The 26,423-nt window shown below is 43.0% G+C and carries 23 protein-coding genes; 12 read left to right on the plus strand and 11 right to left on the minus strand.

Annotated features, from left to right (window positions below; all coding sequences use genetic code 11):
• Window positions 1–54: 54 nt before the first annotated feature.
• Genes AAA942_RS09955 through AAA942_RS09965 form a run of 3 tightly spaced genes read right to left on the minus strand, consistent with a single transcriptional unit; the run spans window position 55 to window position 1,673 of the window.
• Entirely contained in the window at window positions 55–780 is a 726-nt protein-coding gene (locus tag AAA942_RS09955) for a tetratricopeptide repeat protein (protein WP_338220113.1), read from the minus strand.
• 43 nt (window positions 781–823) lie between these two features.
• A complete protein-coding gene (locus AAA942_RS09960) occupies window positions 824–1,105 on the minus strand; it encodes a winged helix-turn-helix domain-containing protein (RefSeq protein WP_338220114.1) in 282 nt (93 codons plus the stop codon).
• The gene (locus tag AAA942_RS09965; protein WP_338220115.1) at window positions 1,098–1,673 is read right to left on the minus strand and encodes a hypothetical protein; all 576 of its coding nucleotides are present in this window, start codon (window positions 1,671–1,673) and stop codon (window positions 1,098–1,100) included. The genes AAA942_RS09960 and AAA942_RS09965 overlap by 8 nt, the downstream gene beginning before the upstream one ends.
• Before the next feature lie 195 nt (window positions 1,674–1,868).
• On the opposite strand from AAA942_RS09965, the gene AAA942_RS09970 reads away from it, so the two are divergent.
• Together AAA942_RS09970 and AAA942_RS09975 are read left to right on the plus strand one after the other, a co-directional pair.
• A complete protein-coding gene (locus AAA942_RS09970; RefSeq protein ID WP_338220116.1) occupies window positions 1,869–2,321 on the plus strand; it encodes a hypothetical protein in 453 nt (150 codons plus the stop codon).
• 37 nt (window positions 2,322–2,358) lie between these two features.
• Window positions 2,359–2,826, plus strand: coding sequence for a copper resistance protein NlpE (locus AAA942_RS09975; protein WP_338220117.1), 468 nt, complete (start codon window positions 2,359–2,361; stop codon window positions 2,824–2,826).
• A 3-nt stretch (window positions 2,827–2,829) separates the two neighbouring features.
• Here the strand turns inward: AAA942_RS09975 and AAA942_RS09980 are convergent, their stop codons facing one another.
• Window positions 2,830–3,762, minus strand: a complete 933-nt coding sequence (locus tag AAA942_RS09980; RefSeq protein ID WP_338220119.1) for a hydrogen peroxide-inducible genes activator — start codon at window positions 3,760–3,762, stop codon at window positions 2,830–2,832.
• Between the two features lie 199 nt (window positions 3,763–3,961).
• Between AAA942_RS09980 and AAA942_RS09985 the strand changes: the two genes are divergently transcribed.
• From AAA942_RS09985 to AAA942_RS10000, 4 genes are all read left to right on the plus strand, one after another.
• The gene (locus AAA942_RS09985; RefSeq protein WP_338220120.1) at window positions 3,962–5,269 is read left to right on the plus strand and encodes a Gfo/Idh/MocA family protein; all 1,308 of its coding nucleotides are present in this window, start codon (window positions 3,962–3,964) and stop codon (window positions 5,267–5,269) included.
• Window positions 5,270–5,377: 108 nt separating this feature from the next.
• Window positions 5,378–6,505 carry a redoxin domain-containing protein gene (locus AAA942_RS09990; protein ID WP_338220121.1) on the plus strand — a complete coding sequence of 376 codons (1,128 nt, stop codon included), beginning with the start codon at window positions 5,378–5,380 and terminating at the stop codon, window positions 6,503–6,505.
• A 92-nt stretch (window positions 6,506–6,597) separates the two neighbouring features.
• Entirely contained in the window at window positions 6,598–7,038 is a 441-nt protein-coding gene (locus AAA942_RS09995; RefSeq protein ID WP_338220123.1) for a MarR family winged helix-turn-helix transcriptional regulator, read from the plus strand.
• A gap of 1 nt (window position 7,039) precedes the next feature.
• Entirely contained in the window at window positions 7,040–7,462 is a 423-nt protein-coding gene (locus tag AAA942_RS10000; RefSeq protein WP_338220124.1) for an organic hydroperoxide resistance protein, read from the plus strand.
• Between the two features lie 42 nt (window positions 7,463–7,504).
• On the opposite strand, the gene AAA942_RS10005 is transcribed toward AAA942_RS10000, so the two are convergent.
• The 7 genes from AAA942_RS10005 to AAA942_RS10035 form a co-directional block, all read right to left on the minus strand.
• Window positions 7,505–9,094: a hypothetical protein gene (locus AAA942_RS10005; protein WP_338220125.1), complete on the minus strand. Its 1,590-nt coding sequence runs from the start codon at window positions 9,092–9,094 to the stop codon at window positions 7,505–7,507.
• A gap of 37 nt (window positions 9,095–9,131) precedes the next feature.
• Window positions 9,132–9,851: a hypothetical protein gene (locus tag AAA942_RS10010; RefSeq protein ID WP_338220126.1), complete on the minus strand. Its 720-nt coding sequence runs from the start codon at window positions 9,849–9,851 to the stop codon at window positions 9,132–9,134.
• Between the two features lie 68 nt (window positions 9,852–9,919).
• The gene (locus AAA942_RS10015) at window positions 9,920–11,203 is read right to left on the minus strand and encodes a DcaP family trimeric outer membrane transporter (RefSeq protein ID WP_338220127.1); all 1,284 of its coding nucleotides are present in this window, start codon (window positions 11,201–11,203) and stop codon (window positions 9,920–9,922) included.
• A 77-nt stretch (window positions 11,204–11,280) separates the two neighbouring features.
• Window positions 11,281–11,796, minus strand: coding sequence for a VOC family protein (locus AAA942_RS10020; protein ID WP_338220128.1), 516 nt, complete (start codon window positions 11,794–11,796; stop codon window positions 11,281–11,283).
• Window positions 11,797–11,905: 109 nt separating this feature from the next.
• Window positions 11,906–13,261: a metal-dependent hydrolase family protein gene (locus AAA942_RS10025; protein WP_338220129.1), complete on the minus strand. Its 1,356-nt coding sequence runs from the start codon at window positions 13,259–13,261 to the stop codon at window positions 11,906–11,908.
• A 43-nt stretch (window positions 13,262–13,304) separates the two neighbouring features.
• Window positions 13,305–13,571, minus strand: a complete 267-nt coding sequence (locus AAA942_RS10030) for a hypothetical protein (protein ID WP_338220130.1) — start codon at window positions 13,569–13,571, stop codon at window positions 13,305–13,307.
• Between the two features lie 94 nt (window positions 13,572–13,665).
• Entirely contained in the window at window positions 13,666–16,011 is a 2,346-nt protein-coding gene (locus AAA942_RS10035) for a LuxR C-terminal-related transcriptional regulator (RefSeq protein WP_338220131.1), read from the minus strand.
• 640 nt (window positions 16,012–16,651) lie between these two features.
• Here AAA942_RS10035 and AAA942_RS10040 point away from each other — a divergent pair.
• The 6 genes from AAA942_RS10040 (at window position 16,652) to AAA942_RS10065 (ending at window position 26,307) form a co-directional block, all read left to right on the plus strand.
• Window positions 16,652–19,186, plus strand: coding sequence for a M14 family metallopeptidase (locus AAA942_RS10040; protein ID WP_338220132.1), 2,535 nt, complete (start codon window positions 16,652–16,654; stop codon window positions 19,184–19,186).
• 191 nt (window positions 19,187–19,377) lie between these two features.
• The gene (locus AAA942_RS10045) at window positions 19,378–23,061 is read left to right on the plus strand and encodes a two-component regulator propeller domain-containing protein (RefSeq protein WP_338220133.1); all 3,684 of its coding nucleotides are present in this window, start codon (window positions 19,378–19,380) and stop codon (window positions 23,059–23,061) included.
• A 16-nt stretch (window positions 23,062–23,077) separates the two neighbouring features.
• Window positions 23,078–23,458: a response regulator gene (locus AAA942_RS10050; protein WP_338220134.1), complete on the plus strand. Its 381-nt coding sequence runs from the start codon at window positions 23,078–23,080 to the stop codon at window positions 23,456–23,458.
• A 42-nt stretch (window positions 23,459–23,500) separates the two neighbouring features.
• Window positions 23,501–24,865, plus strand: a complete 1,365-nt coding sequence (locus AAA942_RS10055) for a sensor histidine kinase (RefSeq protein ID WP_338220135.1) — start codon at window positions 23,501–23,503, stop codon at window positions 24,863–24,865.
• An 11-nt stretch (window positions 24,866–24,876) separates the two neighbouring features.
• Complete coding sequence (locus AAA942_RS10060) at window positions 24,877–25,257, plus strand: response regulator (protein ID WP_338220136.1); 381 nt, start codon at window positions 24,877–24,879, stop codon at window positions 25,255–25,257.
• Window positions 25,258–25,266: 9 nt separating this feature from the next.
• Window positions 25,267–26,307, plus strand: coding sequence for an adenylate/guanylate cyclase domain-containing protein (locus tag AAA942_RS10065; RefSeq protein ID WP_338220137.1), 1,041 nt, complete (start codon window positions 25,267–25,269; stop codon window positions 26,305–26,307).
• Window positions 26,308–26,423: the final 116 nt, after the last annotated feature.

The raw sequence follows: 26,423 nt of genomic DNA on the forward strand, positions 1-26,423 counted from the left end.
CCCAAAAAAGCAGCGGCCAAAGACCGCTGCTTTTCTATAGTATAAACCTCTAATTCAATTCAAATCCGCAAGTAAGCCTTTAGCTACCCAGTGGAAGTTAGGCTCAAGCTTCACCGCTTCCGTCCAAATTTCTTTTGCCTTGGCTTCATTTTCCTTCTCCAGATAGATCATTCCCATCCAAGCCATATTGTCCAAATACATCCAATCCTGCTCCTTTCCGGATTTTTCGAAAGCCTGATTTGACTTTTGGAAAAGAGCAAGTGCTTCGTCTTTGTCCCCACCCCAGGTTTCCGGAGTGAAATATTTATTCCCTGCCATCATTTTTAGTACGATCGGAGAATTGGGAGCTTGGGCAAAGGCTTCCTCCAGCAAGCCTGAGCTCTTTGGTCCCAGAAACATTCCTTTCATCGGACTGTAGGCAATTTTGTACCCATAGAGGGAAGAAAGAAGCGCCTTAGCCTCTGCCCCGTAAGTTTTGGATGAACTCAGGGTTTTAAGTCTTTTTTCCAAGCCGTCCACATAGGCATCAAATAGGCGCTCATCCTGATCGACCATCGTAGCATTGATCAGACCATATTCCATCAGGGCCAGGTCAAAAGAAGTCCTTTCATTGGGCTGAGTCTGATGGGCCTGAGTGGCAAGTGCCACATTTTGCTTCCAGGAATTTTTGTCCTGGGTGAGGTAAGCCTGATAGCTGAGTCGTTTGAGGTCTTGAGGAAAACCCATAGCCATCAATGTGACCATCATTAGGAGTGCGAAGATTCTAGAGTTCGTTTTCATGGTGTAAATTGGTTTATATTGTAAACTTAATTTTGAAAATTTTTTAGGGTAAATAGTTTTTCAGATTTTCTACATATTCCTCGAAAGCTTGGATCCCTTTGGGTGTGATTTGGCAAGTAGTGAGAGGTCTCTTGTCCCGAAAAGATTTTTGGATGGTAATGTATCCTGCCTTTTCGAGCTTGTCGAGCTGCACACTGAGATTGCCGGCTGTGGATTCCGTTTTCTCTTTGAGGAATGTAAATTCCGCCTCTTCTAACCCAAGTAAAAGGGACATGATTGCCAGTCTCAGCTGGGAATGAAGAAGGGGATCTAAAGGCTTAAACACGGCTTTTAAATTTGTTTTTTAACACATATCCCGGCATGAGGTATCCTAAAATCATGGCTATTCCGCCTACTAGATATTGCTCTTCCATGGGCATCAAAAATCCGACTATAGAACCTAGGAACAAAACCAGTCCTCCTATTTTGACGGATTTGTCTTTGATTATCGCTCCGGAACAAAACACTCCTATTCCTGCCAAAATGAGGATTACCGGATTATGATTGAAGCCAAGTACTCCCATAAATGACAAAACGATGATCATCCCGGAAAAAACCGTAATCCAAAGCTGCCCCAGCAATTCATCCAAATGAGATTTAATCCTTGCTTTTCTTTTTTCTCGATATTCATGGACAAAGCTCCAAATAGCAGCAGGAATCACCGCCAACCAAACGACATAAGGCATTTCATATCCTGACTTGGCCAAGAAATAATGCCCAAAATTGCACAAGGCAATAACCCAACCCCAGAGCAATAGCTGAAAGCTTCCATCTCCGGCGGCTTCCTTTTTGGCCTTTTTGATCATCTCCGTGATCAGGGCCAAGGATTCCGAACTGCTTAATTGTTTTTCCATAAACTGTTTTTTGTCTTATCAACGGATCAAATATAAATAGGTTTATTTTATAAACTAATTTATTTCAATTTTTTTTCAAAAATCTCCTCGCCTTTAGTCTCATCTGCCTAACTTTTGAATCATAAGAGCTGAAAACCAAAGGATCAGTCCGTATTTCAACTCTATATTTGATCTACCATTTCTTACTCAAACGTCATGAAAAACCTATTCGATCCCGCTGTAACCAAGGAGCTGATTCAGAGAATCAATCAACTCAAACCTGAGTCACCGGCCCTTTGGGGCAAAATGACGGTGGATCAGATGCTTGCCCATTGCTGTGTGGCCTATGAAATGGCCTACACCAACAAGCATCCCAAGCCCAATGCTTTGATGCGGTTTTTGCTGAAAGCTTTTGTAAAAAAAGGAGTGGTCAATGAGGTTCCTTATCCAAAAAATTCACGAACTGCCCCGGTTTTTATTATTGCAGACCGTAGAAACTTTGAGGAAGAAAAAAGTAGATTGATCAAATATCTGGAACATACCCTTTCCTTGGGAGCGGATCACTTCGAAGGAAAAGAATCTCTTTCCTTTGGCCCCATGACTTCCCAAGAGTGGAATAATCTTTTCTACAAGCACCTGGATCATCACCTGACCCAGTTTGGAGTTTAGTCCCTAGGTTCGCGTTTTAAACATTAATTGAATGGTTATGAAAAAATCTGTTTTTTATTTTCCCCTTTTGCTGCTGACTTTGATTTACTCCTGCACTAGAAGCAGCAGTGATAATTCTTCCAACGATGAAGAATCAACCCAAGAAGCAGGAAATTCATCGCTTCCAGTAGGAGACAATTCCCAAACTTCATTGGATTGGCCTGGCACCTACTTTGGAGTATTGCCATGCGCAAGCTGCGAAGGAATTGAAAACTGGGTTACTCTCAATGCCGACGGAACATTTGAACTCAAGACCAATTATCTGGGCCTGAATGATGCCCGTGAGGAGATTTTCACTGGTACTTTCGAATGGGACCCCACGGGATCTATGGTTCAGCTTAAAGGTCTCATCGGGAATGCTCCCGGAAAATATAAGGTCGGAGAAAACCGGATCTGGCATTTGGATCAGGATGGGAACCGAATCGAAGGGGACTTAGCCGAATTTTATATTCTGCAAAAGCAATAGCCACTATTTGAATCTTACGATCTTCCCATGCGCCTTGGAAGTCATGGCAAAAGGAATGGCTTCGGTAATCTCCCGGAACAGAAGTTCGACGAGTTTTTGCTTCAGAAAACTTCGATTGAGGATAATGCTTACCTCACGGATGGGAGCCTGTCCCTCAAATGCCCGAAGTCGGCTTTTCTCTTCCTCACTTAGTTCTAAAGTTGCCAGCTCGGGCAAGAGAGTCACCCCCTGATAGCGATTGACCATGTTGCGGAGACCTTCCAATGACCCGCTTTCATAGTGAAAGTTGGAATGGCCGGCCATAGATTGATCGCAGAAACTGACTACCTGATCCCGAAAACAATGTCCCTGCTGCAGAATCCAGAGTTCATTTGATTTCAACTCTTCCGGACGAACCGTTTTCTTCTGCAGCAGCGGATGATTTTTGGAAAAGTAAGCGTAGAACTTTTCATAGAACATGGGCTTTTCCAAAATCCCGGGCTCATCCAATGGGGTCACCACAATCCCAAGATCCAATTCATCATTTTTCAAATGCCGAATGACTTCCTCCGTGACCATTTCCTGTACTTCCAGCTTTACGTTCGGATATTTTTCCAAAAACTTCCGGATAAAAAGATGCAACAGGTAAGGTGCCAAAGTGGGAATAATGCCGAGTTTGATCGTGCCTGAGATGTCCCCCTTAAGCTGGGCGACCAATTCATAGATCCCTTTACTTTCTGAGACCACCCGCTTGGCTTGAGCGATTATCTGTACGCCGATTTCGGTAGGAATGACGGGCATTTTGCTCCGATCAAAAAGAATAACTTCCAACTCCTTCTCCAATTTGCTCAATTGAGCACTTAATGTAGGCTGGGTGACAAAGCAAGACTCCGCCGCTTGTCCAAAATGTCTGAACTTATCTACTGCAATCAGGTACTCGAGCTGTTGGATCGTCATTTTGATAGAAATTTTCTATCACAAGAAAGTAAAAAGAATCGAAAAGAGTTCGGTCCCAGCCCATAAAGCCTGCACGGACATCCATTTAACTTCAAGTACAGGACGCTTATCAAAATGGGGAAAGGTAATTTTTCTTAACCGCAGAAAAACAGTAATTTATTTCTCCCTGATTAGAAAAAACAAATCCAAAATAGCTCTTATGAACAATTCAAAATTCTCCAGAAGAAAATTCCTTGGCGCCAGTCTTTTGACCACTGCAGGGGCCAGTTTGATACCGGGCCTTTCATTTGCTTCCGTTACTCCGCTTTTCCAAACAGCCCATGAAAGGGTGAGGCTGGGATTCATTGGCTTGGGAAGGCAGTCCCTGGGATTATTGAACAATTTCATGCGAATACCCGGAGTGGAAGTGGTCGCAGGAGCAGATGTATATGCGGTCAAACGAGAACGATTTGCACTACGGGTACAAAAAAACTTAAGTGAGGCAGGCAAATCCCCCTCAGCACCCAAGCTATATGAAGACTACCTCGAGCTACTTCAAAACCAAGAAGTGGATGCAGTGGTCATCGCTTCTCCCGACCATTGGCATGCCCTGATGGCCATCGACTCCTGTAAAGCAAAAAAGGATATCTACCTTGAAAAGCCCCTCACCTTCACAGTGAAAGAGGGCCAAGAACTCGTCAAAGCGGTCCGCGAAAATGGAGTGGTTCTGGCTGTCGGCTCCATGCAGAGGGCTGCGGTTAATTTCCAAACGGCGGCTATGCATGTGCAAAGAGAAAAGCTTGGGAAAATTTCTCAGGTCTTGGTCCATGTGGGCGACAATCCTTTCCCCAAACCATACACGCACCCCGCACAGCCTGTTCCGGAAGGATTGAACTGGGAAAAATGGTTGGGGCCAATTCCAAGTTTAGCTTTCAATGAGGAACTCAATCCGGGGATTTCTTTAAATCCGGAGCAGAATGAAAAGGCCTGGGCCGGCTGGAGATGGTACAAGGAAACAGGGGGCGGTTTGATGACAGACTGGGGCGCACACATGATCGATGTGGCTCAATGGGGACTGGGCATGGACCGAAACGGACCTGTGGAAATCATTCCGGCTTCAGGAGACTCTCCTTTGACTTATAGATTTGCCAATGATGTGGAAATGCTGATCACCAAATTTGATGAAGGAAGGCAGGGAGTGAAATTCCTCGGAGAAAAAGGATGGATTAAAGTATCCCGTGGCAATTACGATACCTCCCTTGCTGAATTACAGCTAGGGAAAGAACCGGAAAACTTCAGCTTTGGAGCTCACCATGTTGATTTTATCGATTGCATTCGCAAAAGGAAAGATCCGATAGTTCCTGTGGAAGTAGGACACAGTACCTGTACGAGTTGCACGATAGGAAATATCACACAGGACCTGGGTAGAAGCCTAAAATGGGATCCGATTCAGCAAGTTTTCCACAATGACTGGGAAGCCAATTCCAAACTGCACTACGTATACCAAAACGGATACAGTCTTACCTAGAATCCTACCCACACCCAATACCCTATGAAGCTTATTATAAATAGATTACATCTTGCCTTTGTATACTTATCCACATTAGGATTACTCACATTTTGCAGTAAACCTAATGTGGATAACTCTGAATTGGAAGAGCAAACCATCAGGAGTTTTGTAGCAAATCCCGTTGCCGTTCAGGAAAAGGCAATTGGTGTATTGAAGATTGGAGATACTGCTCCTACTTTCAATCTTCCGGATATTAATGGAAAATTTCACCAGTTGGATGACTTCGCGGATAAGGAAGTATTGGTGGTCAATTTCACCTGTAACCATTGTCCCACAGCACAGGCCTACGAAGACCGGTTTATTCAATTGGTCAATGACTATGGAGAAAAGTCGGTTGCCTTCGTAGCAATTTCCCCAAACAGCCCCATCGCCATCTTACCGGAAGAGTTGGGCTACACGGACCTAAGCGACTATTATGAGGAGATGAAAATCCGTGCAGAGACCAAGGGATATAATTTTCCTTACCTCTATGACGGAGACACACATGAGTTTTCCACAGCCTATGGACCAACAGCCACACCCCACGTTTTTGTCTTTGACAAGGAAAGAAAACTGACCTACTCTGGCCGAATCGACGCCAAAGAAAAACCGGGAACAGGAAACTCAGAGGATTTGCGAGCTGCCATCGAAGCTACGCTAAAAGGAGAAGCTTTACCGGCCGAATCTGCTCAAACCCCTGCCTTTGGCTGCTCGATCAAGTGGGCCTGGAAAAATGAATATACGATCAAAACCAATGAGGATTGGCAAAAGCTAGAGGTCACCTTGGAAAAACTCAGCCCGACCGGATTGGCTGATTTGTTGAAAAACGAAACCGATAAATTGCTTTTGGTCAACTTCTGGGCTACTTGGTGTGGGCCTTGCATAATTGAATATCCCGAATTTGTCACTATGCAAAGAATGTATGGCGCAAGGGACTTTCAGTTTGTGTCTGTGAGTATGGACTCACCGGATCAGGAAGACAAACCCTTGAAATTCCTCAAATCCAAATATTCCGCTCTTCCCAATTACCTAATGGATACTGAGGACAAATATGAGGTCATCAATGTCTTAGGAAAAGATTGGAACGGAAGTCTTCCCATCACTTTGTTGATCGAACCCGGAGGGAATGTAGCCTATCGGGTCCCGGGCACCATTGATCCTTTGGAACTGAAGCGGGCGATTGTGGACCATCCGATGATTGGAAGATACTATTGATTTCGGATTTGGGAAATCGGATTGATTCGCCAGAAAAATTATTGGAATCAGGATTGAAAACAAGTAGATTGTATTCAATCCTGTTTTTCGGTATGAACAATTCTGAATTTCCATTCCTCCACCTTTCTCAGCTGCTTTACGCCAGTTCCCGATTGATGATTCAGCGGATTCAAGTGACGCTGAATGAACTTGGTTTGACTTATTTGCAATTTTTGGTTTTGTCCATCCTTTGGGAAGAGGATGGGCTAAAAGTACATGAGCTGGGAACCAAGCTCAGGCTCGACTCGGGTACGTTGACACCACTTTTGAAAAAACTGGAAGCCCAAAACTTACTCAAGCGCAAGCGGGGAGAAGAAGATGAGCGGACGGTCAGCATTCACCTGACTTATCCGGGAAAATCACTTCAAAGCAAAACTTTGGCTGCACTTCAGGTGTTGGAAGACCAACTGGCTTCAGACTTGGGGAAATCAACTGAAAAGTTGAACCCTCATCTGGAAGGTCTTTTGGAAAATCTCAAAACACTAAAAAAGTAACATGGAAAAACTGAACATTGATTACACCGCTGTAGCCATCAATACAGGAGGGCGCAAAGGTCATGTACGCACAGACGACGGAAAATTGGATTTTGATGTGTCTATGCCCAAAGAGATCGGAGGAGACGGAGAAAAAACCAATCCTGAACAGCTTTTTGCAGCAGCCTATGCGTCCTGTTTTGGAGGAGCTTTGGGAGCAGTTGCCAAAAAAACCAGCCTGCGAGATTCGGAAATCAAAGCGCTAGTCCATTTGGGACATTATGGCCCAGACAGCTACGGACTTGAAGTGGACATTGAAGTAAAAATCCCCCATGCCGCATCGCTTGAAGAAGCACAACAATTGGTCGAAGCCGCTCATCAAGTTTGCCCTTATTCCAAAGCCACCAGAGGAAGTATGGTGGTAAGAGTAAAGGCGGTAGAATAAAAAGAAGGTGTCTTTAAGGACACCTTTTCTAATTCTACTATTTTAGAAAAATCGATACCCCAATACTGCTGTCATTGAGCGCCTTTGTCCGAATCCTCCTTGTATTGCCAGGTCAAAATGATTAGACAATGGCATATAAAGTCCCGTCATTACATTCCATCGAATGGGTTCAAAGTTCACTTCATAATCGAGTTTGGTTTCAGGGGATAATTGAAGAAACCCCCGAGTAACCGTCTCGTAATATTGTCCTTGGGCTCCAAGCATGATATTCAATCCGAAAGGGGTCATATATCCTATGGTAGGCATGAATACCTGTGCGAGCTTCGTAGTGTTGGCTTCAAGCACTGATGATGCGACAATCTGATAATTAAATGTGAAATTGAAGTTTCCTACACCTCCTGCTAAAGTGACCCCTCCACCGTAGCTCAAGGCAGTGAGTTCAGACACCAAGGGGAGATAATCAGGCACATCATCCGGTTTCAGCCCCACCAAAAACCCTAATTTTTCTAAAGCACTTTTAAATTCATCTGATAAGAAAAGCTGTCCATCTAAATTGTTCCGTCCTCTTCCTACCATTCCAGAGAAATTAAGGAAAGGAAAAAGCCAAACATCTCCCCGAACCATCTCAATTTTAGTCGTCTGAGGAACTGTAGACTGCTCTAAGGAAAATAAATTGTTTAAAGAAACCTTTTCGCCCCCATTGAGCCCAACGGATAAATCGGTAAACTGAAGAGTTTGGAATTGCTGATGGTTGAGCAAACTAATCCCAACTGGCCTAGGCAAATGGTAACCCAATTTTCTTGCTCCTTTACCAAAAATTGGCAAAGCCCCGCCAAGACTTCCTGATACAGTGACTGATTTGCTGCCCAAGCTAATTTGGTCAGGTTGATTAGTCCAGGAAATAGGCACTCCATTTTTGTCCTTATAGGAGGTGGTTTCTGTAAAAATTTCAGATTTAATGGTTTCTTTCTTGGATTGATACTCATACCTCTCATCTGAAGACTTTACGATATAACCTCCGTTTTCAGGGATTTTTTGAAAATAAATTGTACTCTTGAAAACACCCGATTCAACTTTGTGCCCCATAAATTTTAGAGGCTCGGTATTTACTAATTCCACCTTTTCCAATTCATCCCCGACTAGATAAATTAGACCTTTTACTTTTTCCCCAAATTTTAATTCTGGTTCCAATTTGGATGCATCATATAGAAAAGAGAGCACTACATTGGAGCCATCCTGACTGACTAATGTCAAAGTACTTTCATCATACAAATAGGACTTGGACAAGCGGCTAAAAGAATGCATTTCCTCCACAGCCTTGACCAGTTCTTTCTCCTTAATTATTCGAAGGGAGTCCGGATTGTATTCTATTTGGATGTCCAGACCTTCTTTGAAATTAGGGTCATAATTCAGAATAAATTGAACAGAATCTGCTTGTCCATTTTTAATCCTTTTGGCTACTGTGTTTTGGGCATATGCACCCTCCTGCAGGGTGGCACTCAGGGCCGCATCTAGGATTTTGGGTGAAATCCCTCTAGCTATAAGGTAATTGCTGTTGACAGGTATAGAACTTTGGGCAAAACTTATCCCGAGAATTCCAGTAAGTAAAAGTGTGGTAATGAATCTTTTCATGGCAGATTTCTTTTATTGATAAGAAAAAGCGGTTTGATTAGTAGATTATGTGGTTATTCTTTATGTAGTCTTTCTTCAGGAATTGAGGAGTGAAAATCACAATTCCTATCTCAAGACCAGCCCCGTATGCCCCCTTAAATTGGGAACTGTAGGAAATGGCCGGGACAATGAAATCATTGGGTTCATACCGTAGTCCTATCTTATATTCTGCAGGCGATTGAGCCTGACCTTGTGTACCGTACACCTCTGCAACGATGGCTGTTTTTGGAATGACCTTATAAATAGCCAAACGAGAAGACCAAGTAAATCCCCAGGCAGATTCATTTCGGTCCTTTGCATTGAAATCCACCAAAGCCCCCGGCATGATATCCCATGAAATGGCATTATTCAGTAAGGGAATGGTAATAGGGATGGCAGTCCAAACGTTCTTATGGAGTTGTGTAAACTGAGTATCTTGATAATATCCTGGTGATCTTCCAAACCCAAAGAAAACAGCTACTCCTCCGTTATTTTCCTCATTTGCCCAGAACATGTATTTGGCGTACACGGTGGTAGTAAAATGCTGGACGTAGTTTTCAATACGGTAGTCTCGAAATAAATTTCCCTGAACAAAAAATTCAAATCTAGGAACAAGTGCAAAGGAGCTGATCAGATTGGTACTTCTCTGACCAGTGGAAATCACAAAAGTACCCGTACCATGTGGCATGGTCAGGAAATTATCTGTATTGAATTGCTGGGCACTAACATGGTTTGCCAAGCTTTGAAATAGCAAAAGCACCACAAATAATTGGAAGCATCTCGTCAATTTGCTCCTTCTCATAATGCTTAGAATTCAAATTTGGTCATGAATTGCAACCGAGAGGCGCGACCAAAAGCATCGTTGGTGGTACGTTGTGCGCCCCAGATATATTCTAGGCCTGTTGAAATACGTTTAATCGGGTTATATATAAGATTTAAGTGCCCTATACCTCCCCTTTTCAAGGCAAATGGATCCCTATCAGCTGGAGTTTCTAGCCATCCATACGCGTAATGGATATTGGACGCCCATTGATCAGTCCATTTAAAATTCAACCCCAAACTTGAGGATAAGGCAGGGATGGTTTTCAGACCGTTAGCACTTAAAACTGCATTGGCATTACTTCCTGCAAAGGCTATAATATTTTCTCCTGCTCCTTGACCATAAGACATTCCAAAGGTGAAATAGCCTCTTTTGCCGCTATAATATTGTCTACCTGCAATAGCTCCATTAATCTGCAATGCATTTGGGCTAATCCCATTTAATCCTCCATCCCAAGCCAGCTGGGCTACACTTCCACCCATAAATAAAATCCCCGTTTTCCAGCTATAATCCATTCGCAAGGCCAGAAGTGGCATTTTCCGGATTGCCTTACCGACAAGTTCATCTGGATTTTCTATTCCAAGGAAACTGAGCTGTTCCAAACCAACTGCAAGAAGGATGTTTTCATTCACCTTTTTTTGATATCTCACCTGGACGGTACGACCACCATATAAGGCGTCACCAGCGGCAAAATCAATCATATTAGGCATGGCCTCTAAAAACGAAAGAGTAGTCCAGGTTTGTCCAAAAATAAAATTCCCAACTACCATATAGGCATGTCGTAGCCTGAAACGGGTTTCATCATTAAAAAAATCTCCTTCAATAAATAGTTTGAGCGGAACTTTCCCTTGCTCAATTCTCCGTACATCAATGTTGAATCTGGATTCTTTTGCAAAGAAATTTACGTATCCTGAGTTCCCATATTCTGGCTGTCCTTCTACCGGAATAGTGGACATCAGAAATTGAGAATTATCCAAGGTCCCGTTAAAATCTCCTACAAAATCGGCTTTGAAATAACCTCCAACTTTCATTCTGAGGTCCGTGCCAAACATTGGCCATGAACCTACAAATGACTCATCAATCAAATCAGTCCCTGTATTGAGTAAGTTATTCTCTTTTCTGTCTCCCTCCGGAACGATTTTCAAGTTTAGGTTTACAGAATCTTTTCTGACGGTATCTGCAAGCTCACTACTTTGGCCAAAGCAAAATCCACTAACACCAAGCAGCCATAACCATACTAGTGCAATACTTTTGTGCATAATTTCTTTCATTTTACTGTTCTTAATTTCCTTAAAAAGAATCCTTTTTAGGAAGTAGGCTTGGTTCTAGGAAAAGAATTTAAATTGAATTACTTGTCATCATAGTTGATGATTTCTATGCGTTCTCCGTCCGGTCCAAACACAAAAGCTACTTTTAGTTTGGAGATTTTTGTTGATATCGTGGTAGGAGGCATTATTGATTTAGCCCCAGCCTCAAGCGCCTGCTCATAACCAGTTTCCACCTCATTTACACTAATGGCAAAGTGATTAATCGATCGCTGATTCGCTTGTCTGTCCGCGGTATTTTCATCAAGAATTAATTCTATTACGCCACCCGCTTCATCTTCAATCATGGCACCTATACCGGGAATAGTTTTTGCGTTATCACCTTCGCCAATCGTCTGACCTTCCCAGCGTCCTTTTACTGTAAAGCCGAAGGCGTTTTGATAGAACTTAATAGATAAATCTAAATCGACAACGCGAATACAAACATGATCAATACGCCCCTTTAAAACGGAATTAGATTCCTCACTAATGGAACCCGGATTGCTACAGCTCAATTGAGCTAGAACCAAGGGAATAAATAAGAGTTGTAAGGATTTCATAAAAGAGGATTTCTCTAATCAGAATAAATAGAATTAAGGTTAATTGCGGGAACCAAGTACCTGCCAGCGCTTTTTGCTGGCAGGATCCAAAAGCTGTTCTGGTATATTCTTACTTAACCGTATTCTTATAAATCTTCCCATCCTTCATGATGATCACGAAGTTTTTGTCAGGATCAGTTACCAATTCTAAATTGGCTAAAGGATTACCATCTACTAAAAGCAAGTCGGCGAGGGCGCCTTCTTTCACCACGCCCAAATCGCCGGGGTAAGGATTGCGAGGTCCGCTCAGCTGGAGTAACTCCGCATTATCAGCAGTCGCCATTTTCAACGTTTCAAACGGAGTGTACCACTTAAGCATCGCTAAAAGGAACTGACCATGCTTCTTGCCCAATTCCGGGTCGAACAGAATGTCAGTACCAAATGCGGTTTTTACCTTGTACTTCTTGGCACTGGCGACGGCTTGATCGAGTCCCTTAAGTAGTTCGGTGTATTTGGCAGTGCTTATAGGACTTTCAAACTTCAACGCGATTGGGCCGTCATTCTGCATGGGTTCCATACTCCACCACACACCGTTTTTAGCCATTAGTTGTGCCACTTCGTCATCTATAAAAAAACCGTGCTCCATGGACTTGGCTCCGGCCTCAATCCACATTTTCATAGCGTTTTTTGTGTTGATGTGCACCGCTACATAGGTGTTCCATGACTTGGCTACATCAACAATGGCCTTAGCTTCTTCGAAAGTGTATTCGGTTACGTCCAGGGGATCATACAAGGACGTAACTCCTCCGCCGCCCATGGCTTTCACCTGACTGGCCCCCATACGCAATACTTCGCGTGTACGCTGTATCACTTCAGGCACTCCGTTGGCAATGAGTGTGTTACCAACTCGTTGTTGGTAGTCCAATTCACCTCCGAAGGTAGCAGGGACGTCATTTGGCCCACGGAAGTCACCATGGCCTGCAGTCTGACCAATATATCCACCAGATGGATAGATTCTCGGACCGTTTGTAATGCCCATATCGATGGAGTGTTTCACTGCGAAACTATTTCCTCCTACATCGCGAACGGTCGTAAAACCACGCATCAATACCTTCTCGGAGGCATCCGCAGCAAGGATATTCAGCAAACCGAAGTCAATACCGAGAATAGTACTTACTGGGGCAAAGTTGAACATGGTATGCCAGTGCGCATCAATCAGCCCCGGCATCAGTGTTTTGCCATTGGCATCTATGACTGTGGCTCCTTGAGGAACAGGAATGGATTTGGCAATCTTGGAAATCTTGTTTCCCTCTACCAGCACGCTCATGCCTTGGGCCAATGTTTCATTTTGACCGTCAAAAATAGTGGCATTGGTAAAAAGCACAGTGCTAGGGGGAGCTTGCTGCGCAAAGGAAGGGGCAATTAGACCTACTATCCCAAGTAGGGCCAATCCCATAGTCAAGAGTTTGAGTTTAAATGGTCTCATAGTTTTTGGAATTTGATTGGTTAAATCTTAATGCATGGATATTTTAAACAGTCGAATAATTTTCTCCCAGTTTTACTGAAATAAGGACATGCTGCCACTCATAGAGCATATTGAGCAGCCCTATCAGTTCTGCTTGATCACGGATATTGATGGCAAAGTGGGTTATTGAATTACCAGTATCATTCACCTCAACTACAGATTTTTCAATTCCTTGGAAATATTCCAAAAGATCCTTTTGAATTTTTCCACTCACCCGAATAGAATACAGGCCCGGATAGGAAAATTTGGGGATAGAAGTTTCATTAGCCATATCCATATAAAGGTAGGGGGCTAAAAAATGGATAAATAGCCACTAAAGTGGACATTTTAGGAATCAAAAAGTGGAAAAGGTATCTCCAGTATAGCTAGTCTTTGACCGTTTGAATCAGGTCTTTCATTTTCTTAATAGCCCCAACTCTATTGTTTACCCGCAATTTTTGAAAAATGCGATATAAATGTTTTTTCACTGTATCCAGAGATATATAAAGTTTTTCGGCAATTTCATTATTTCGATATCCTTGAACGACCAAATCCATAATTTCAAGTTCACGAACCGATAAAACCTGCTTTGTTTTTGGCCCAAAACCATTGCTTTTTGAGTGAATAGAAGTGCCTTTTCTTTTGATGAATTGGAATAATTCCATCAATCTGTTTTTCTGAGAGTGAATCTTTGGTAAAAAAGAAATCAAACCGTCAATCTCAAGTCCAGCATCCAGAAAAATTCGAGTGTGTTCTTCAACTTGTACTAAATCCAAAACTCCCTCTAACTCCTTAATAGCCTCTCCAAAATTTCCCCCACGTTCAAAATGAACCGCTTTGAGCAACTTAGCCTGGACCAATAAATTTTTATTGTGTCGTTCTTTTCCCATTTCGGTCAAGATCTCAAGTTTTTGGAATCCAAAATCTTCCTGATGGGTTGATAATAAAAGCTTTACCTCGGTTAATTGAGGGATATAATAGAAAAATACCGGAGGATAAGCATTGAATTCAGAAAGTTTAGCTACCTCTTTGGCTTGATCTAGTTCTCCTCTCCGAAGGAGGACCTCAGTTTTGAAAGCATAAACAAGGCCTGTCAGAGGTTCAATAGTAAGCTCTTTGGCAAATTCTTCGAATCCTTCAAGATTCTGTTCAACTTTTTCCCAATTGCCGATGGCCAATTCTGTCAAGCACTCCAAAAACAGCTGATGAGTTATCCAAAAAGGTCTGCAGGTATATTTAAACAGTCTGACTTCTTCTTGGAACCTATTTACGTTTTCAAGTTGATTAGACAAATAAGATGCATAAGTCAGGGAATAAACTCCGATTATCCAAACATCCCTAAACTGTTCCGGTGAACTCTTTTTTACCAAGGCTTCCCCATCGATAGCTAATTGGGATATCTGTCTTTCCAAAAGATGAACCATGCACCTTCCTTGATAAAGCCTTCTCTGATAATAGGGCTCCAATATTCCTTTCTTTTCAAACTCAAGTTCAATTCTCCTCAAGCCTTCTTTTGCATTTCCCGTGGCTTGCTGCGCAAATGCATACCACCCTATGGCATACTCCCTAAAAAAATTTGGTTCATCCGGAGAAAGAAGTTCTAAACACTTTTTCCCATGGAAAAGAGCCTGATTGAATTCTCCTTGAATGGTTAATAAAAAGGTAAATACTGAATGGTACTCCCCAATAATCTGACTTTGACCTTGGTTTTGGCTTATGGAATTTTTAGCAATCCAATCTTCTGCTTTTTTAAGGTAGTAAACCATTCCAGAAAAATTAGCCTTCTGATCCTGCATCATCGCTTTGGTAATGATCAATTCCAGATGATTCAAAATCGTTTCTTCCTCAAAATTTCCTGTCAACCGGTCAAGCCTAAGGTTGTGCTCATTATTCATGAGATGAAGCCGATATCTTAAAAAAAGCTCGACTGCAAAGTCCATATTTTTGGATTTGAGGGCATAATCCAATGCTTCTTCAAGCACACCTTCGCCCTCAAACCATTTGCTGATAGCCACATATAATTCGGATACTTCTGTTTCGGAAAAGCAAGTTTTTACCTTCCTTCTTATTTCACTTTGGAAAAAATGATGATATCTAAACCAAGTATCTTCATCATCCAAAGAGATTAAAAACAAATTTCTTCGCTTAGACTGTATCATAAACTCTCTCACATTCAGACTTTTCAATTCTGAATCTTGAGCAGACTCTATCAAGTATTCTAAAAGTCCTTGAGAAAACCTTTCAGGCAAACAAGAAAGAGCAAGATACTTTAGCTGGACTTTACCCAAGTCTTGTAAAATGACTTCATTAAATAATTCTGAAATGATAGAATTGGGCTTATTTAGCGATTCAATGACTTTAGTTAATTGAATCCCCCTAGCTAATCCCAAGATCCCTGCTGTAAGCCCTGTCACCCATCCATCTGTCTGCTGGGCGAGTTTTAGTATAGCTTCACGCTCCAAATTAGAAGAGATTGATTTGGCAAGTGCCAGTGATTCTGTCTTGGTAAATACCAGGTCTTTCATTCTCAGCTCATTCATTCTAAACTGAGCTCTTAACTTGGTAAGTTTTAAAGGCGGATCTTTTTGACAGATGATAACCAGATGCAGATTTTCTGAAGGATATTTTAATAAGCCGTTCAAAATCTCATGTACTTCATCATTTACGATGGAGTGATAATCATCCAAAACAAGAACATAGGAACCATCCAACTGGTCAAGATCATTTATCATTGAAGAAATGATCACATTGGCAGTCAAATTTCCAGGGTTATTTTGAAGATACTCGGTTTTAAATTTTTTACCGGGAAAGGACCCTCTTATAAGAGTTACAAAATAATTTAAGAATACCCCTACGTCATTGTGCTCCTGATCTAAAGAAAACCATCCATACCGGTGTGAGTAAATGTCAAGCCATTGGCTTATTAGGATACTTTTACCAAAACCAGTAGCTGCAGAGACCAAAGTTAGAGGATGCTTAAGATTAGTTTCCAAATATTCGATCAATGTGTCTCGAACAACAAATTGATCCCTAACCTTAGGTTTTACTAATTTGGATTTGATGATTTCGAACTCTCCAGCCTCTTTTTTCTTGTTTGAAAAATTATTCTCAACTGACTTTTCCATTTAAAGAATAAATAATTTGTCCTGATTTCAGGTCATTTGTATTCCTAGTCAAAATACAAAAATATCCACCTCATTCAATATTTAAAGACTTGGTTTTACGGTTTGTTTTATTTGAAACGACCTGTTTCTTAGATGATATTTCTGCAATTACAACTTTTAAAAAGAGATTGATAATCAACTTTTCCCTTGTCGGTATCAGTCCAAAAATCAAAACCACTTAACTTCCCGCCAATTCCAATCTTTCCCTATGAAAAAGAATTTACTCATTCTGGCCTTAGGCTTATTCACTACATTTTCAACTTTGGCTCAGCTAAAAACCCCTGAGCAATTCCTTGGCTACAAGCCCGGAGACCGATTTACTCCTCATCACCGGATGGTGGATTACTTTGAGTATGTGGCTTCGCAAAATCCCAACATCAAAATCATCCAATACGGAGAGACAAACGAAAAACGCCCGCTTTTCGTGGCGATTCTTTCCAGCCCGGAAAATATGACCCGCCTAGAGCAAATCCGCACCGACAACCTTAAGCGTACCGGCTTGATGGAAGGCTCTCCGAGCACTGAAGTCCCGATCAACTGGATGTCTTTCAATGTGCACGGAAATGAGTCTGTGGGTATGGAAGCGGCGATTTCTACTTTTTATACACTCGCCGATCCAAACAATGCCAAATCTCAGGAATGGCTCAAAAATCAAGTGGTCATTCTCGATCCTTGTATCAACCCTGACGGTCGCGACCGCTATGCGATGTGGTACAACCAAAAGATGAACACTCGCCTCCAGCCTGATCCACAGTCTATGGAGCACAACGAACCTTGGCCAGGCGGAAGGGCTAATCATTACCTTTTTGATCTCAACCGAGACTGGGCTTGGCAAGTACAGGTGGAATCTCAACAGCGGCTGAAGCTTTACCAGCAGTGGATGCCACAGTTGCACCTGGACTTTCATGAGCAAGGGGTAGATAATCCGTTTTATATGGCTCCGGCAGCAGAGCCTTTGCACGAGCAGTTGACCCCATTCCAGCATGAGTTTCAGGATATTTTCGGTAGAAATACCGCTAAATATTTTGACCAGGCAGGCAAATTTTACTTTACCAAAGAGCGATTTGACATCTTGTATCCCTCCTATGGTGACTCTTATCCGATGTACAACGGCGCCATCGGCATGACCATCGAGCAGGGTGGTAGCGGACGTGCCGGTATCGGAGTGTACAATTCGATCGGAGACACCGTGACGCTAAGCGGACGAATCGCCGGACACTACACCGCTGCGATTTCGGCGGTAGAAGTGACCAGCCAAAACGCCAAAAGACTGGTAGATGAGTTTGCCACCTATTTCAAAACCAACTCCAGCAACCCAAAAGGCAAATACAAATCCTTTGTAATCAAAGGAGAAAGCAACCCAGCACAGCTAGCCAAACTGCTTGAATTGATGGATAAAAATGGAATTCGCTATGGAAAAGCCGGTTCCCGCGCAGGTTTGAAAGGATACGAGTACCAAAGTGGAAAACCAGGAGTAGCTTTTTCCACCACGGAAAATGACATCATCATCAATGCTTATCAGCCGAAGGGAGTCTTGGCTCAGGTGCTATTCGAGCCCAATCCAGTTTTGAATGACTCCATCACTTACGACATCACCAGCTGGGCAATGCCTTATGCTTACGGTCTTCAGGCATATGCTTTGGAAACCCGAATCGATGCGGCAGGTCAATACGAAAAACCTACTTTCACTCCAAATACAACTGGAGCAACTCCTGTGGCCTATCTGGCCAAGTGGGAAGGAACCCGTGATGCGGCCTTCCTTGCCGCTTTGCTCAATCAGAAAATCCGCGTGAAGTATGCCGAGTATCCTTTCACGGTAGAGGGCAAAAGCTTCCCTGCTGGGTCTCTCATCATCACCAAAGGAGGTAATGAGTATGTGGGCAACTTTGATCAAAAAGTGGTGGAAACCGCCAACCGATTTGGAGTGACTTTGGCCACTACGCAAACCGGCTATGTGGATAAAGGAAAAGATTTTGGTTCACCCAATATCCGAGTGATCCAAGCTCCAAAAGTGGCCTTAGTCGGCGGTCAGGGTACATCCTCGCTGAATTATGGAGAAGTGTGGCACTTCTTCGAAAAGGACCTGGACTACCCTCTGGTCAATCTGGATGCCGCCAATTTTGGTTCCTATGATCTCAGCAAGTACGATGTGATTATTCTCCCTTCAGTATTTGGCTCGGGTCTGAATGGCAATGCACAAACCAAGCTGATGGATTGGGTGAAAGCCGGAGGAAAGGTCGTGGCTATCGATGCGGCGGTCAATCTTTTTGCAAACAAGGAAGGCTTCAAGCTGAAGACCTATGATACCGATGAGGAGAAAAAAGCTGCTGAAAAAACTTCCCAAGAAATAGCCAAAGAAGAGCGACTTGAGCCTTATACTGAAGGCGAGCGACTTGACATCTCAGGGGGTACAGCCGGTGCCATCTATGAAATCAAAATGGACGAAACCCATCCCCTGGGCTATGGTACTGGAGGTAAATTCTACACCTTGAAAAACAATTCCAACCGATTTGCCTTCATGAGCGGGGGCGTAAATGCCGGAATTATTGCCGGAAATGATTCCTATCGCACTGGCTTCATTGGGTACAAAATCAAGTCTCAAATGGGACAATCTGTAGTCATTGGAGCAGAAAGACAGGGTAGAGGACAGGTCGTTTACTTTGTGGACAACCCGATCTTCCGCGGATTCTGGGAAAGCGGCAAGCTGATTCTCAGCAACGCGATCTTTATGGTGGGGCAGTAAGGATAAAATTCAGGTTCCTTCTCATAAAAACCAGTCTTTCTCGAAAGAATGACTGGTTTTTTCTATTTATACCTTCAAATTCCAAAAAGTGAAAAGCATTTTTTATCCTATATTAATTGTCTATCTTTTAAAAAATTTCGCATCAGTACCCAATTGGATTACCTATTCTATTTCCAATTTGAATCGGTCAAATGAAAAAATTTCTCTGGATTTTTGGATTCCTTTTCCTTAGTTTTTCCTGTAGCCAAGAAGAAAAAGAAAACAGCACATCCGATCAGGAGCCAGTTTTAGCTCCCGGCTTTTTTGATCTGTCTCAGCTTCCTGATTCACTCCTACCTGTCACTAGGCTTCTGGCTGACTTTCCTCCAGCCAGAATGATCTCCGTCCCAAGTCAGAGTGGAGGATCTATGAGCATCAAAAGTGAATCCGGAGAAGACCAGTCCATTGCGCGTCTAGCTCCGGAAAAGAAAAAGCTTCTGGCCCTCACAGGCCCCAATGGCAATCCGATCCAAGATCCGAACGGAAAGCCTTACTTTTTGGGTGAAGGGGGTATTTCCCAATTCAGAACCTATACCACAGACGATGGACTTGCCTTGGATGGGGTCAACTGTGCTATTTTGGATAGCCGTGGGCACTTATGGTTTGGGACCAACGGCGGAGGTATCAGCCGGTACGACGGGAGCTCATTCACCAATTACTCCACCACAGAAGGATTGGTAGGCAATACTATCCGAAGCATCTACGAAGACAAAAACGGAAATATCTGGATCGGCACGATCACTGGACTGAGCAAGTTTGACGGAAGACAATTCTTCAATTTCACCTCAGAAAATGGACTTGTCGATGATTACGTCTTTGGAATCATTGAAGATAATCAGAGCAACCTCTGGTTTGGGACAGGAGGGGGAGTGAACCGCTACGACGGCACATCCTTCCAATCCTATACCACTGAAGAAGGCCTGGCTGGAAACTTCATTATCACTGTGGGTAAGGACTCCGAGGGGAACCTTTATTTCGGAACCAACGGAGAGGGGATGAGTAAGTATGATGGCAGTAGATTCACCACTTTTTCAGAAAAAGACGGTTTGGCAGGTAATCGGGTCCGAAGTATCGCCGCAGCGGCTGACGGCTCTTTGTGGATAGGAACTATCGGGGCAGGGGTAAGCCGGCTCAGGGATGGAAAATTCGAAAATTTCAGTCTTTCTGATGGATTGGCTGACAATATCATCCGATCTATCAAAGAAGACCGAAAAGGTCAAATCTGGTTTGGGACGGAACGAGGTGTGAGCCGATATGACGGGGAAAAGTTTACCACATACACCCGCGACCAAGGCATGCCAGCAAGTAGTGTTTTGGACATTGTCATGGACCGATCCGGCAAGCTTTGGTTTTGCACAGACGGAGGAGGAATCACACGATTTGATGGCAGTGCATTTACGAGCTTCACTGTCAATCAGGGCCTTGGAGGGAATCTTATTTTGAGTGCCTTGGAGGATAGCCAAGGCAATCTTTGGTTTGGAAGTGCGGGAGGAGGAGTCACCCGCTTTGACGGCTCCGAATTCACTAATTTTTCTCTTTCCCAAGGATTGCCGGGAGATGTGGTTCATGCCATTTTTCAGGACAGGGAAGGCTCTATATGGATAGGAACCGGCGGTGGAGGTCTAAGCAAGTTTGATGACAACACCTTTATCAACTATTCCACCGACCAGGGTTTGCCATCAAATGAGGTTTATTCTATTACTGAAGATACTTCAGGAAATCTTTGGATGGGTACCGAAAATGGGGTCAGTAGATTTGATGGGGAAGGTTTTACCAACTACACAATAGACCATGGGCTGGTTGGAAATGTAGTCCTCAGCCTGCTTCCGGATTCATCAGGAGGCCTGTGGATAGGGGCTGTAGATGGAGGAGTCAGTTATTTCAAAGACAACACCTTTCTCAACTTTACCCCGGATCATGGATTGGTGGATTACGGAGTGATACGATTGGTCTTTGATGAGGACAATAATCTTTGGATAGGTACCGAACATGGGTTAAACCTCCTTCCCAATCAGGACTTGGTGGCTTTACTGAATGGAGAAGATTTAAGTAGAAATCCATTTTTGAAATTCACCAAAGATGATGGTCTGCCTGATGAAGTCATTCTTCAGATCGTCCCGATGAAAAACAAAAAGATGGCCATTGGAACCAACCTGGGGATGGTGTTTTTTGATGGACCGGAAGAAAACGTGAGCGATTTCAAAATCAGCAATCCTGAACTATTCAATTCCAATACCGGCTATCCAGTCAAAGACCTTACAGACGGACAAGATGGAATGTTCCAGGACAGCAAAGGGATTCTATGGGCAGGAACTGGAAGCAACAAGACCGCATTGGTCCGCTTTGATTACGATGCTTTGGTCCGTAATCAAACAGCTCCGGGACTTTTCCTTAAGCAAATCAGAATTAACGAGGAACCCATTTCCTGGCAATCTTTATTGGAAAATTCAGATCCTGCTCAAGTGGAATTTGAAGAAACGGGAACTTTGGGCAAAAAACTCAGCCCAACAGAACGAGCCGCCATTCAGGAAAGATTTAAAAATGTAAGTCTGGAGGGAATAACCCCATTTTTCCCCATACCGATTGGTTTGGTCCTGCCTTACAGACATAATCATCTTAACGTCGATTTTGGGACCAATGAGCTGGCAAAGCCCTTTCTCGTGGAATACCAATATATTCTGGAGGGCTATGATGAAGAGTGGAGCCCCGTCCTGAAGAAAACGAGTGCCACCTTTGGCAATATTCAAGAGGGAGATTACACCTTCAAAGTCCGGGCAAGGTTTACCGGTCCAAGCGAAGGGAACGCCTCTGAGTGGACAGATCCTATTGAGTTTTCCTTTGTGGTTCTACCTCCTTGGTATCGAACCTGGTGGGCCTATGTGATTTATTCCTTGCTATTCCTCTCTTTGATTTACCCAATACACCTCTATCAACGAAATCTGACCATCAAAAAGGAGCAGGAAAAAGCTAAGGAAAGAGAGCTTCAGCAAGCTCGGGAAATTGAAAAAGCCTACTCCAAGCTGGAAGCAGCTCATGAAAACCTAAAATCCACCCAAGCCCAACTCATCCAGCAGGAAAAATTGGCATCTCTGGGTCAGCTGACGGCCGGAATAGCCCACGAGATTAAAAACCCGCTAAACTTCGTGAACAATTTCTCCGGCCTGAGTATGGAGTTTTTGGATGAAATTGAAGAAGAACTCGAAAAAATGGAGCCATCGGAAGCCTTGGAAAATGTGCAAGATCTCCTCGGAGACATCCGGATCAATTTGGAAAAAATCAGGCATCATGGGGGAAGGGCAGATGGTATTGTCAAATCCATGCTCATGCACTCCCGAGGAGGAAGCGGAGATTTTGAGCCAACTGACTTGAATGAATTGATTAAGGAATATGTCAACCTATCCTTTCATGGGATGCGGGCAAATAAAAACCCAATCAATGTGGAAATTGACCTTAAGCTTGCCGATTCATTACCGAAGCTCAAACTCAATTCAGAAGACTTTAGCCGAGTCATCCTGAACCTGACCAAAAATGCTTTCGATGCCATGAGGGATAAGCTGAACAAAGTGGGGCAGGAATACAAACCAGTCCTATCCCTTACGACCCAAGACTTGGGAGATCAGGTGCTCTTGGAGGTCCAGGACAATGGACCGGGAGTTCCTGATGAAATCAAAGACAAGCTGTTGATGCCTTTTTTCACAACCAAAAAAGGAACCGAAGGCACAGGCCTTGGACTGAGTATTACCCATGATATTATCAAAGCCCATCGGGGAACTTTGGATATCACCACAGAAGTAGGATCATGGACTAAATTCAGTATCCTTTTACCAAAAAACTGATCAATACAGAACACCGATGAAAATACTTATTGTAGACGATGAGCGGGATATCGAAGATCTTTTCCGCCAAAAATTCAGAAAAGAAATCCGAAATCAGGGGCTAGAGCTGGTATTTGCCTTTTCAGGACGAGAAGCTTTAGATATTCTTGGCAGTAAAAACCCCCCTCGGGTGATGTATGTCTTTTCGGATATCAATATGCCGGGAATGAGCGGCTTGGAGATGCTCAGTATCGCCAAGGAAAAATTTCCGGAGATTCAGATAAGCATGATCTCTGCCTATGGAGATTCGGAAAATTACAAGAAAGCCATGGAATCCGGCGCCAAAGGCTTTTTTACCAAACCAGTTGATTTTGAAGCCTTGAGAAAAGAAATTGGAGATATTCTGGCAAACAATTGATCCCTCACCATTTGACCCAATATTCCAAAAAGTAAAGACGATATGATTCTGATTAATCTGATTTCACTTTTTCTTTTATACTATCTAAAAAAGTCCCGAGGAAATGCGGCTTTTTCCGATCAGTTAAAAAAACTAATCAACTATGGGATGATTGGAGCAGGAGTTCTGATTGTGATCGGAATAGCTCAGCTTCCCCCGGTATTGCTTTTTGATTTGATTTCTTTTCTTCTGGTCGGAGGAATCATATTTATGATTTTGAATTTCCCTGAGTTGGAAAGTCAAAAAAACCTGGCAGTCACTCCCTTGCCCATCCTGGTGGTCAGGTTGGTAAGCTTTTTACTTGAGACTATTTTCCCGACGACCTACGAATACCTTGAAAATTACATCGCTGCAGCAGGATTTTTTGCCCTGATTTGGGCTGTAACTATGTGGCTAAACCATCGGAAAGAGATGAAAGCTCTGGAAATAGAACGTATTATTTCCAAAGAAAAAGAAAGGCAACTTTTCTTGGCACAAGAAAAGAAACAAGAGCTGGAAAGAATGGTGCAGGAAAGAACTTCTGAAATACTCAATCAAAAAAATGAACTTCAGGAAGCACTGGATCACCTCAGGTCTACCCAAGAACAGCTTGTGCAGCAGGAAAAGCTGGCTTCTTTGGGCCAACTCACCGCAGGGATTGCACATGAGATCAAAAACCCACTGAACTTCATCAACAATTTTTCGGAGCTAAGTGAGGATTTCCTGATAGAAATGGAAGAGGAGCTGGACAAAACTCCGGATAGTGCAGAAAAATCCCTAATCCAGGAACTTCTCGTGGATGTAAAATCCAACCTGAAAAAAATCAGACATCATGGCATGCGTGCCGATAGCATTGTCAAGTCCATGCTGATGCATTCCAGAGGCGAAAAAGGCGAAGTCAAAGAAACGGATCTGAATGAGTTGATACGAGAGTACAGCAACTTGGCCTTTCATGGAATGAGGGCAAATAAAAATCCTATAAACGTGGATGTTCAGCTGGAACTGGATGAAAAAATTACAGCGGTAAAAATCAACGCCGAGGACTTTAGCCGAGTCATCCTCAATCTTGCCAAAAACGCTTTTGATGCTATGCGCGACAAAATAAATATGGCAAATTCAGAATATAAAGCTAAATTGGTAATCAGAACCAAAGACTTGAAAAACAGTCTATTGATTGAAGTAGAGGATAATGGGCCCGGTGTTCCGGAAGAAATAAGAGAAAAGCTTTTAATGCCCTTCTTCACTACAAAAAAAGGGACAGAAGGTACCGGATTGGGGCTCAGTATCACCCACGATATTGTCAAATCTCACGGCGGAAAGCTCGAAATCGAGTCCGAAGTCAATCAATTCACCAGATTTAAAATTTTATTACCCAAGTCTTCCATTTAAATTTTTATACCATGAAAATCATGATCGTAGACGATGAGCAGGACGTAGAAATCCTTTTTGTTCAGAAGTTCAGAAAAGAAATCAAAAGCAAACAGCTAGAGGTCGAGTTTGCATTTTCGGGAGAGGAAGCCCTGGAAAAATTGGGTTCTCCTGAGTCTCCAAATGTGGTTTATGTTTTTTCCGATATTAATATGCCGGGTATGAGTGGCTTGGAACTTTTGGAAAACATCAAGACAAGATTCCCAAAAATTGAGGTAAGTATGATCTCAGCCTACGGAGACAAAGACAACTATAACAAAGCCATAAAATCAGGCGCGAAAGGATTTTTTACCAAACCGGTTGACTTTGATTCTCTGAAAAAGGAAATCAAGGAAATTCTCAATAAAAACTAAGGCTGAGCCATGGCGAAAATCCTCGTAGTGGATGACGAAGAAGATTTGGAGATCCTATTCCGGCAGAAATACCGGCAAAAAATCCGATCCGGTGAGTATGAAATGCTTTTTGCTCTCAATGGCCAACAAGCCTTGGATATCCTAAAAGATCATGGGGATGTGGACATGATTCTCAGTGATATCAATATGCCGGTCATGGACGGGCTGACCTTGCTCTCCAACACCAAAGAAAAAAACCCTCTCCTCAAAACCATCATCATCTCTGCCTACGGAGATATGGAAAATATCCGAAAGGCAATGAATCTGGGTGCTTTTGACTTTGTGACCAAACCGGTGGATTTCCAGGACTTGGAAATCACCATGGAGAAAACTCTCGGATACATCAATCAGCTGAAATCTACTCTTCAGGCCTTAAGGGAAAACAACATCCTGAAAATGTATGTGGACGAAACCGTCCTCAATTTCATGGGAGGCAAAGAGATTGAAACTGCTCTGATGGAAAATAATACCATTGAGGCTACAGTTGCTTTCATCGATTTGGTGGGTTTCACCAAAATATCGGAAAATGAGGATCCCAATACCGTAGTGGGACTGCTAAATGAATTTTTTGACCTGATGGTCAAGGAGATTATCGAAGAAAAAGGCAGTGTGGATAAATTCATCGGAGATGCAGTCATGGCGGTATTCCAAGGGCCTGATCATCTCAGCCGAGCAATAAAAGCCTGCATCGCCATTCGGGACAAAATGGATGCGATTCCGGAATATTCCGAAGCCTCCCATTTCAAACCCCAGGTGTCCATTGGAATCAATTCAGGTGAAATGGTCTCGGGAAATATCGGCTCCAAATCACTCAAACGATTGGATTATACAGTGGTTGGAGATACGGTAAATGTGGCTTCTCGGCTTCAAAATGCTGCTTCCGCAAGTCAAATCTTGGTCCTAGACCGATGTGCAGAGGCTCTTGGTGATGGATTCAAAGTAAACGAAGTAGGAGAACTCAAACTGAAAAACAAAAGCAATCCTGTTAAGGTATTTGAAGTCCTTTCTTAACCAAGTTAAGCACCAGTTATCCTAACAATTTAAAGTATCTAATCCGCTCAATCCCTTCTAATCATCCTAAAATCAAGCACTTCACTTTCGATCAAAGACAGATTTCTTAGCATTTC

It is taken from the genome of Algoriphagus sp. oki45, from assembly GCF_036245605.1.
In the GTDB taxonomy this organism is placed as follows: Bacteria; Bacteroidota; Bacteroidia; order Cytophagales; family Cyclobacteriaceae; genus Algoriphagus.

What these genes read in the sequence shown, in the direction of transcription:
- AAA942_RS09955 (WP_338220113.1), bottom strand. Translation starts at nt 780, where the DNA reads ATGAAAACGAACTCTAGAATCTTCGCACTCCTAATGATGGTCACATTG.
- AAA942_RS09965 (WP_338220115.1), bottom strand. Translation starts at nt 1,673, where the DNA reads ATGGAAAAACAATTAAGCAGTTCGGAATCCTTGGCCCTGATCACGGAG.
- AAA942_RS09970 (WP_338220116.1), top strand. Translation starts at nt 1,869, where the DNA reads ATGAAAAACCTATTCGATCCCGCTGTAACCAAGGAGCTGATTCAGAGA.
- AAA942_RS09975 (WP_338220117.1), top strand. Translation starts at nt 2,359, where the DNA reads ATGAAAAAATCTGTTTTTTATTTTCCCCTTTTGCTGCTGACTTTGATT.
- AAA942_RS09980 (WP_338220119.1), bottom strand. Translation starts at nt 3,762, where the DNA reads ATGACGATCCAACAGCTCGAGTACCTGATTGCAGTAGATAAGTTCAGA.
- AAA942_RS09985 (WP_338220120.1), top strand. Translation starts at nt 3,962, where the DNA reads ATGAACAATTCAAAATTCTCCAGAAGAAAATTCCTTGGCGCCAGTCTT.
- AAA942_RS09995 (WP_338220123.1), top strand. Translation starts at nt 6,598, where the DNA reads ATGAACAATTCTGAATTTCCATTCCTCCACCTTTCTCAGCTGCTTTAC.
- AAA942_RS10000 (WP_338220124.1), top strand. Translation starts at nt 7,040, where the DNA reads ATGGAAAAACTGAACATTGATTACACCGCTGTAGCCATCAATACAGGA.
- AAA942_RS10005 (WP_338220125.1), bottom strand. Translation starts at nt 9,094, where the DNA reads ATGAAAAGATTCATTACCACACTTTTACTTACTGGAATTCTCGGGATA.
- AAA942_RS10015 (WP_338220127.1), bottom strand. Translation starts at nt 11,203, where the DNA reads ATGAAAGAAATTATGCACAAAAGTATTGCACTAGTATGGTTATGGCTG.
- AAA942_RS10020 (WP_338220128.1), bottom strand. Translation starts at nt 11,796, where the DNA reads ATGAAATCCTTACAACTCTTATTTATTCCCTTGGTTCTAGCTCAATTG.
- AAA942_RS10025 (WP_338220129.1), bottom strand. Translation starts at nt 13,261, where the DNA reads ATGAGACCATTTAAACTCAAACTCTTGACTATGGGATTGGCCCTACTT.
- AAA942_RS10030 (WP_338220130.1), bottom strand. Translation starts at nt 13,571, where the DNA reads ATGGCTAATGAAACTTCTATCCCCAAATTTTCCTATCCGGGCCTGTAT.
- AAA942_RS10035 (WP_338220131.1), bottom strand. Translation starts at nt 16,011, where the DNA reads ATGATAAATGATCTTGACCAGTTGGATGGTTCCTATGTTCTTGTTTTG.
- AAA942_RS10040 (WP_338220132.1), top strand. Translation starts at nt 16,652, where the DNA reads ATGAAAAAGAATTTACTCATTCTGGCCTTAGGCTTATTCACTACATTT.
- AAA942_RS10045 (WP_338220133.1), top strand. Translation starts at nt 19,378, where the DNA reads ATGAAAAAATTTCTCTGGATTTTTGGATTCCTTTTCCTTAGTTTTTCC.
- AAA942_RS10050 (WP_338220134.1), top strand. Translation starts at nt 23,078, where the DNA reads ATGAAAATACTTATTGTAGACGATGAGCGGGATATCGAAGATCTTTTC.
- AAA942_RS10055 (WP_338220135.1), top strand. Translation starts at nt 23,501, where the DNA reads ATGATTCTGATTAATCTGATTTCACTTTTTCTTTTATACTATCTAAAA.
- AAA942_RS10060 (WP_338220136.1), top strand. Translation starts at nt 24,877, where the DNA reads ATGAAAATCATGATCGTAGACGATGAGCAGGACGTAGAAATCCTTTTT.
- AAA942_RS10065 (WP_338220137.1), top strand. Translation starts at nt 25,267, where the DNA reads ATGGCGAAAATCCTCGTAGTGGATGACGAAGAAGATTTGGAGATCCTA.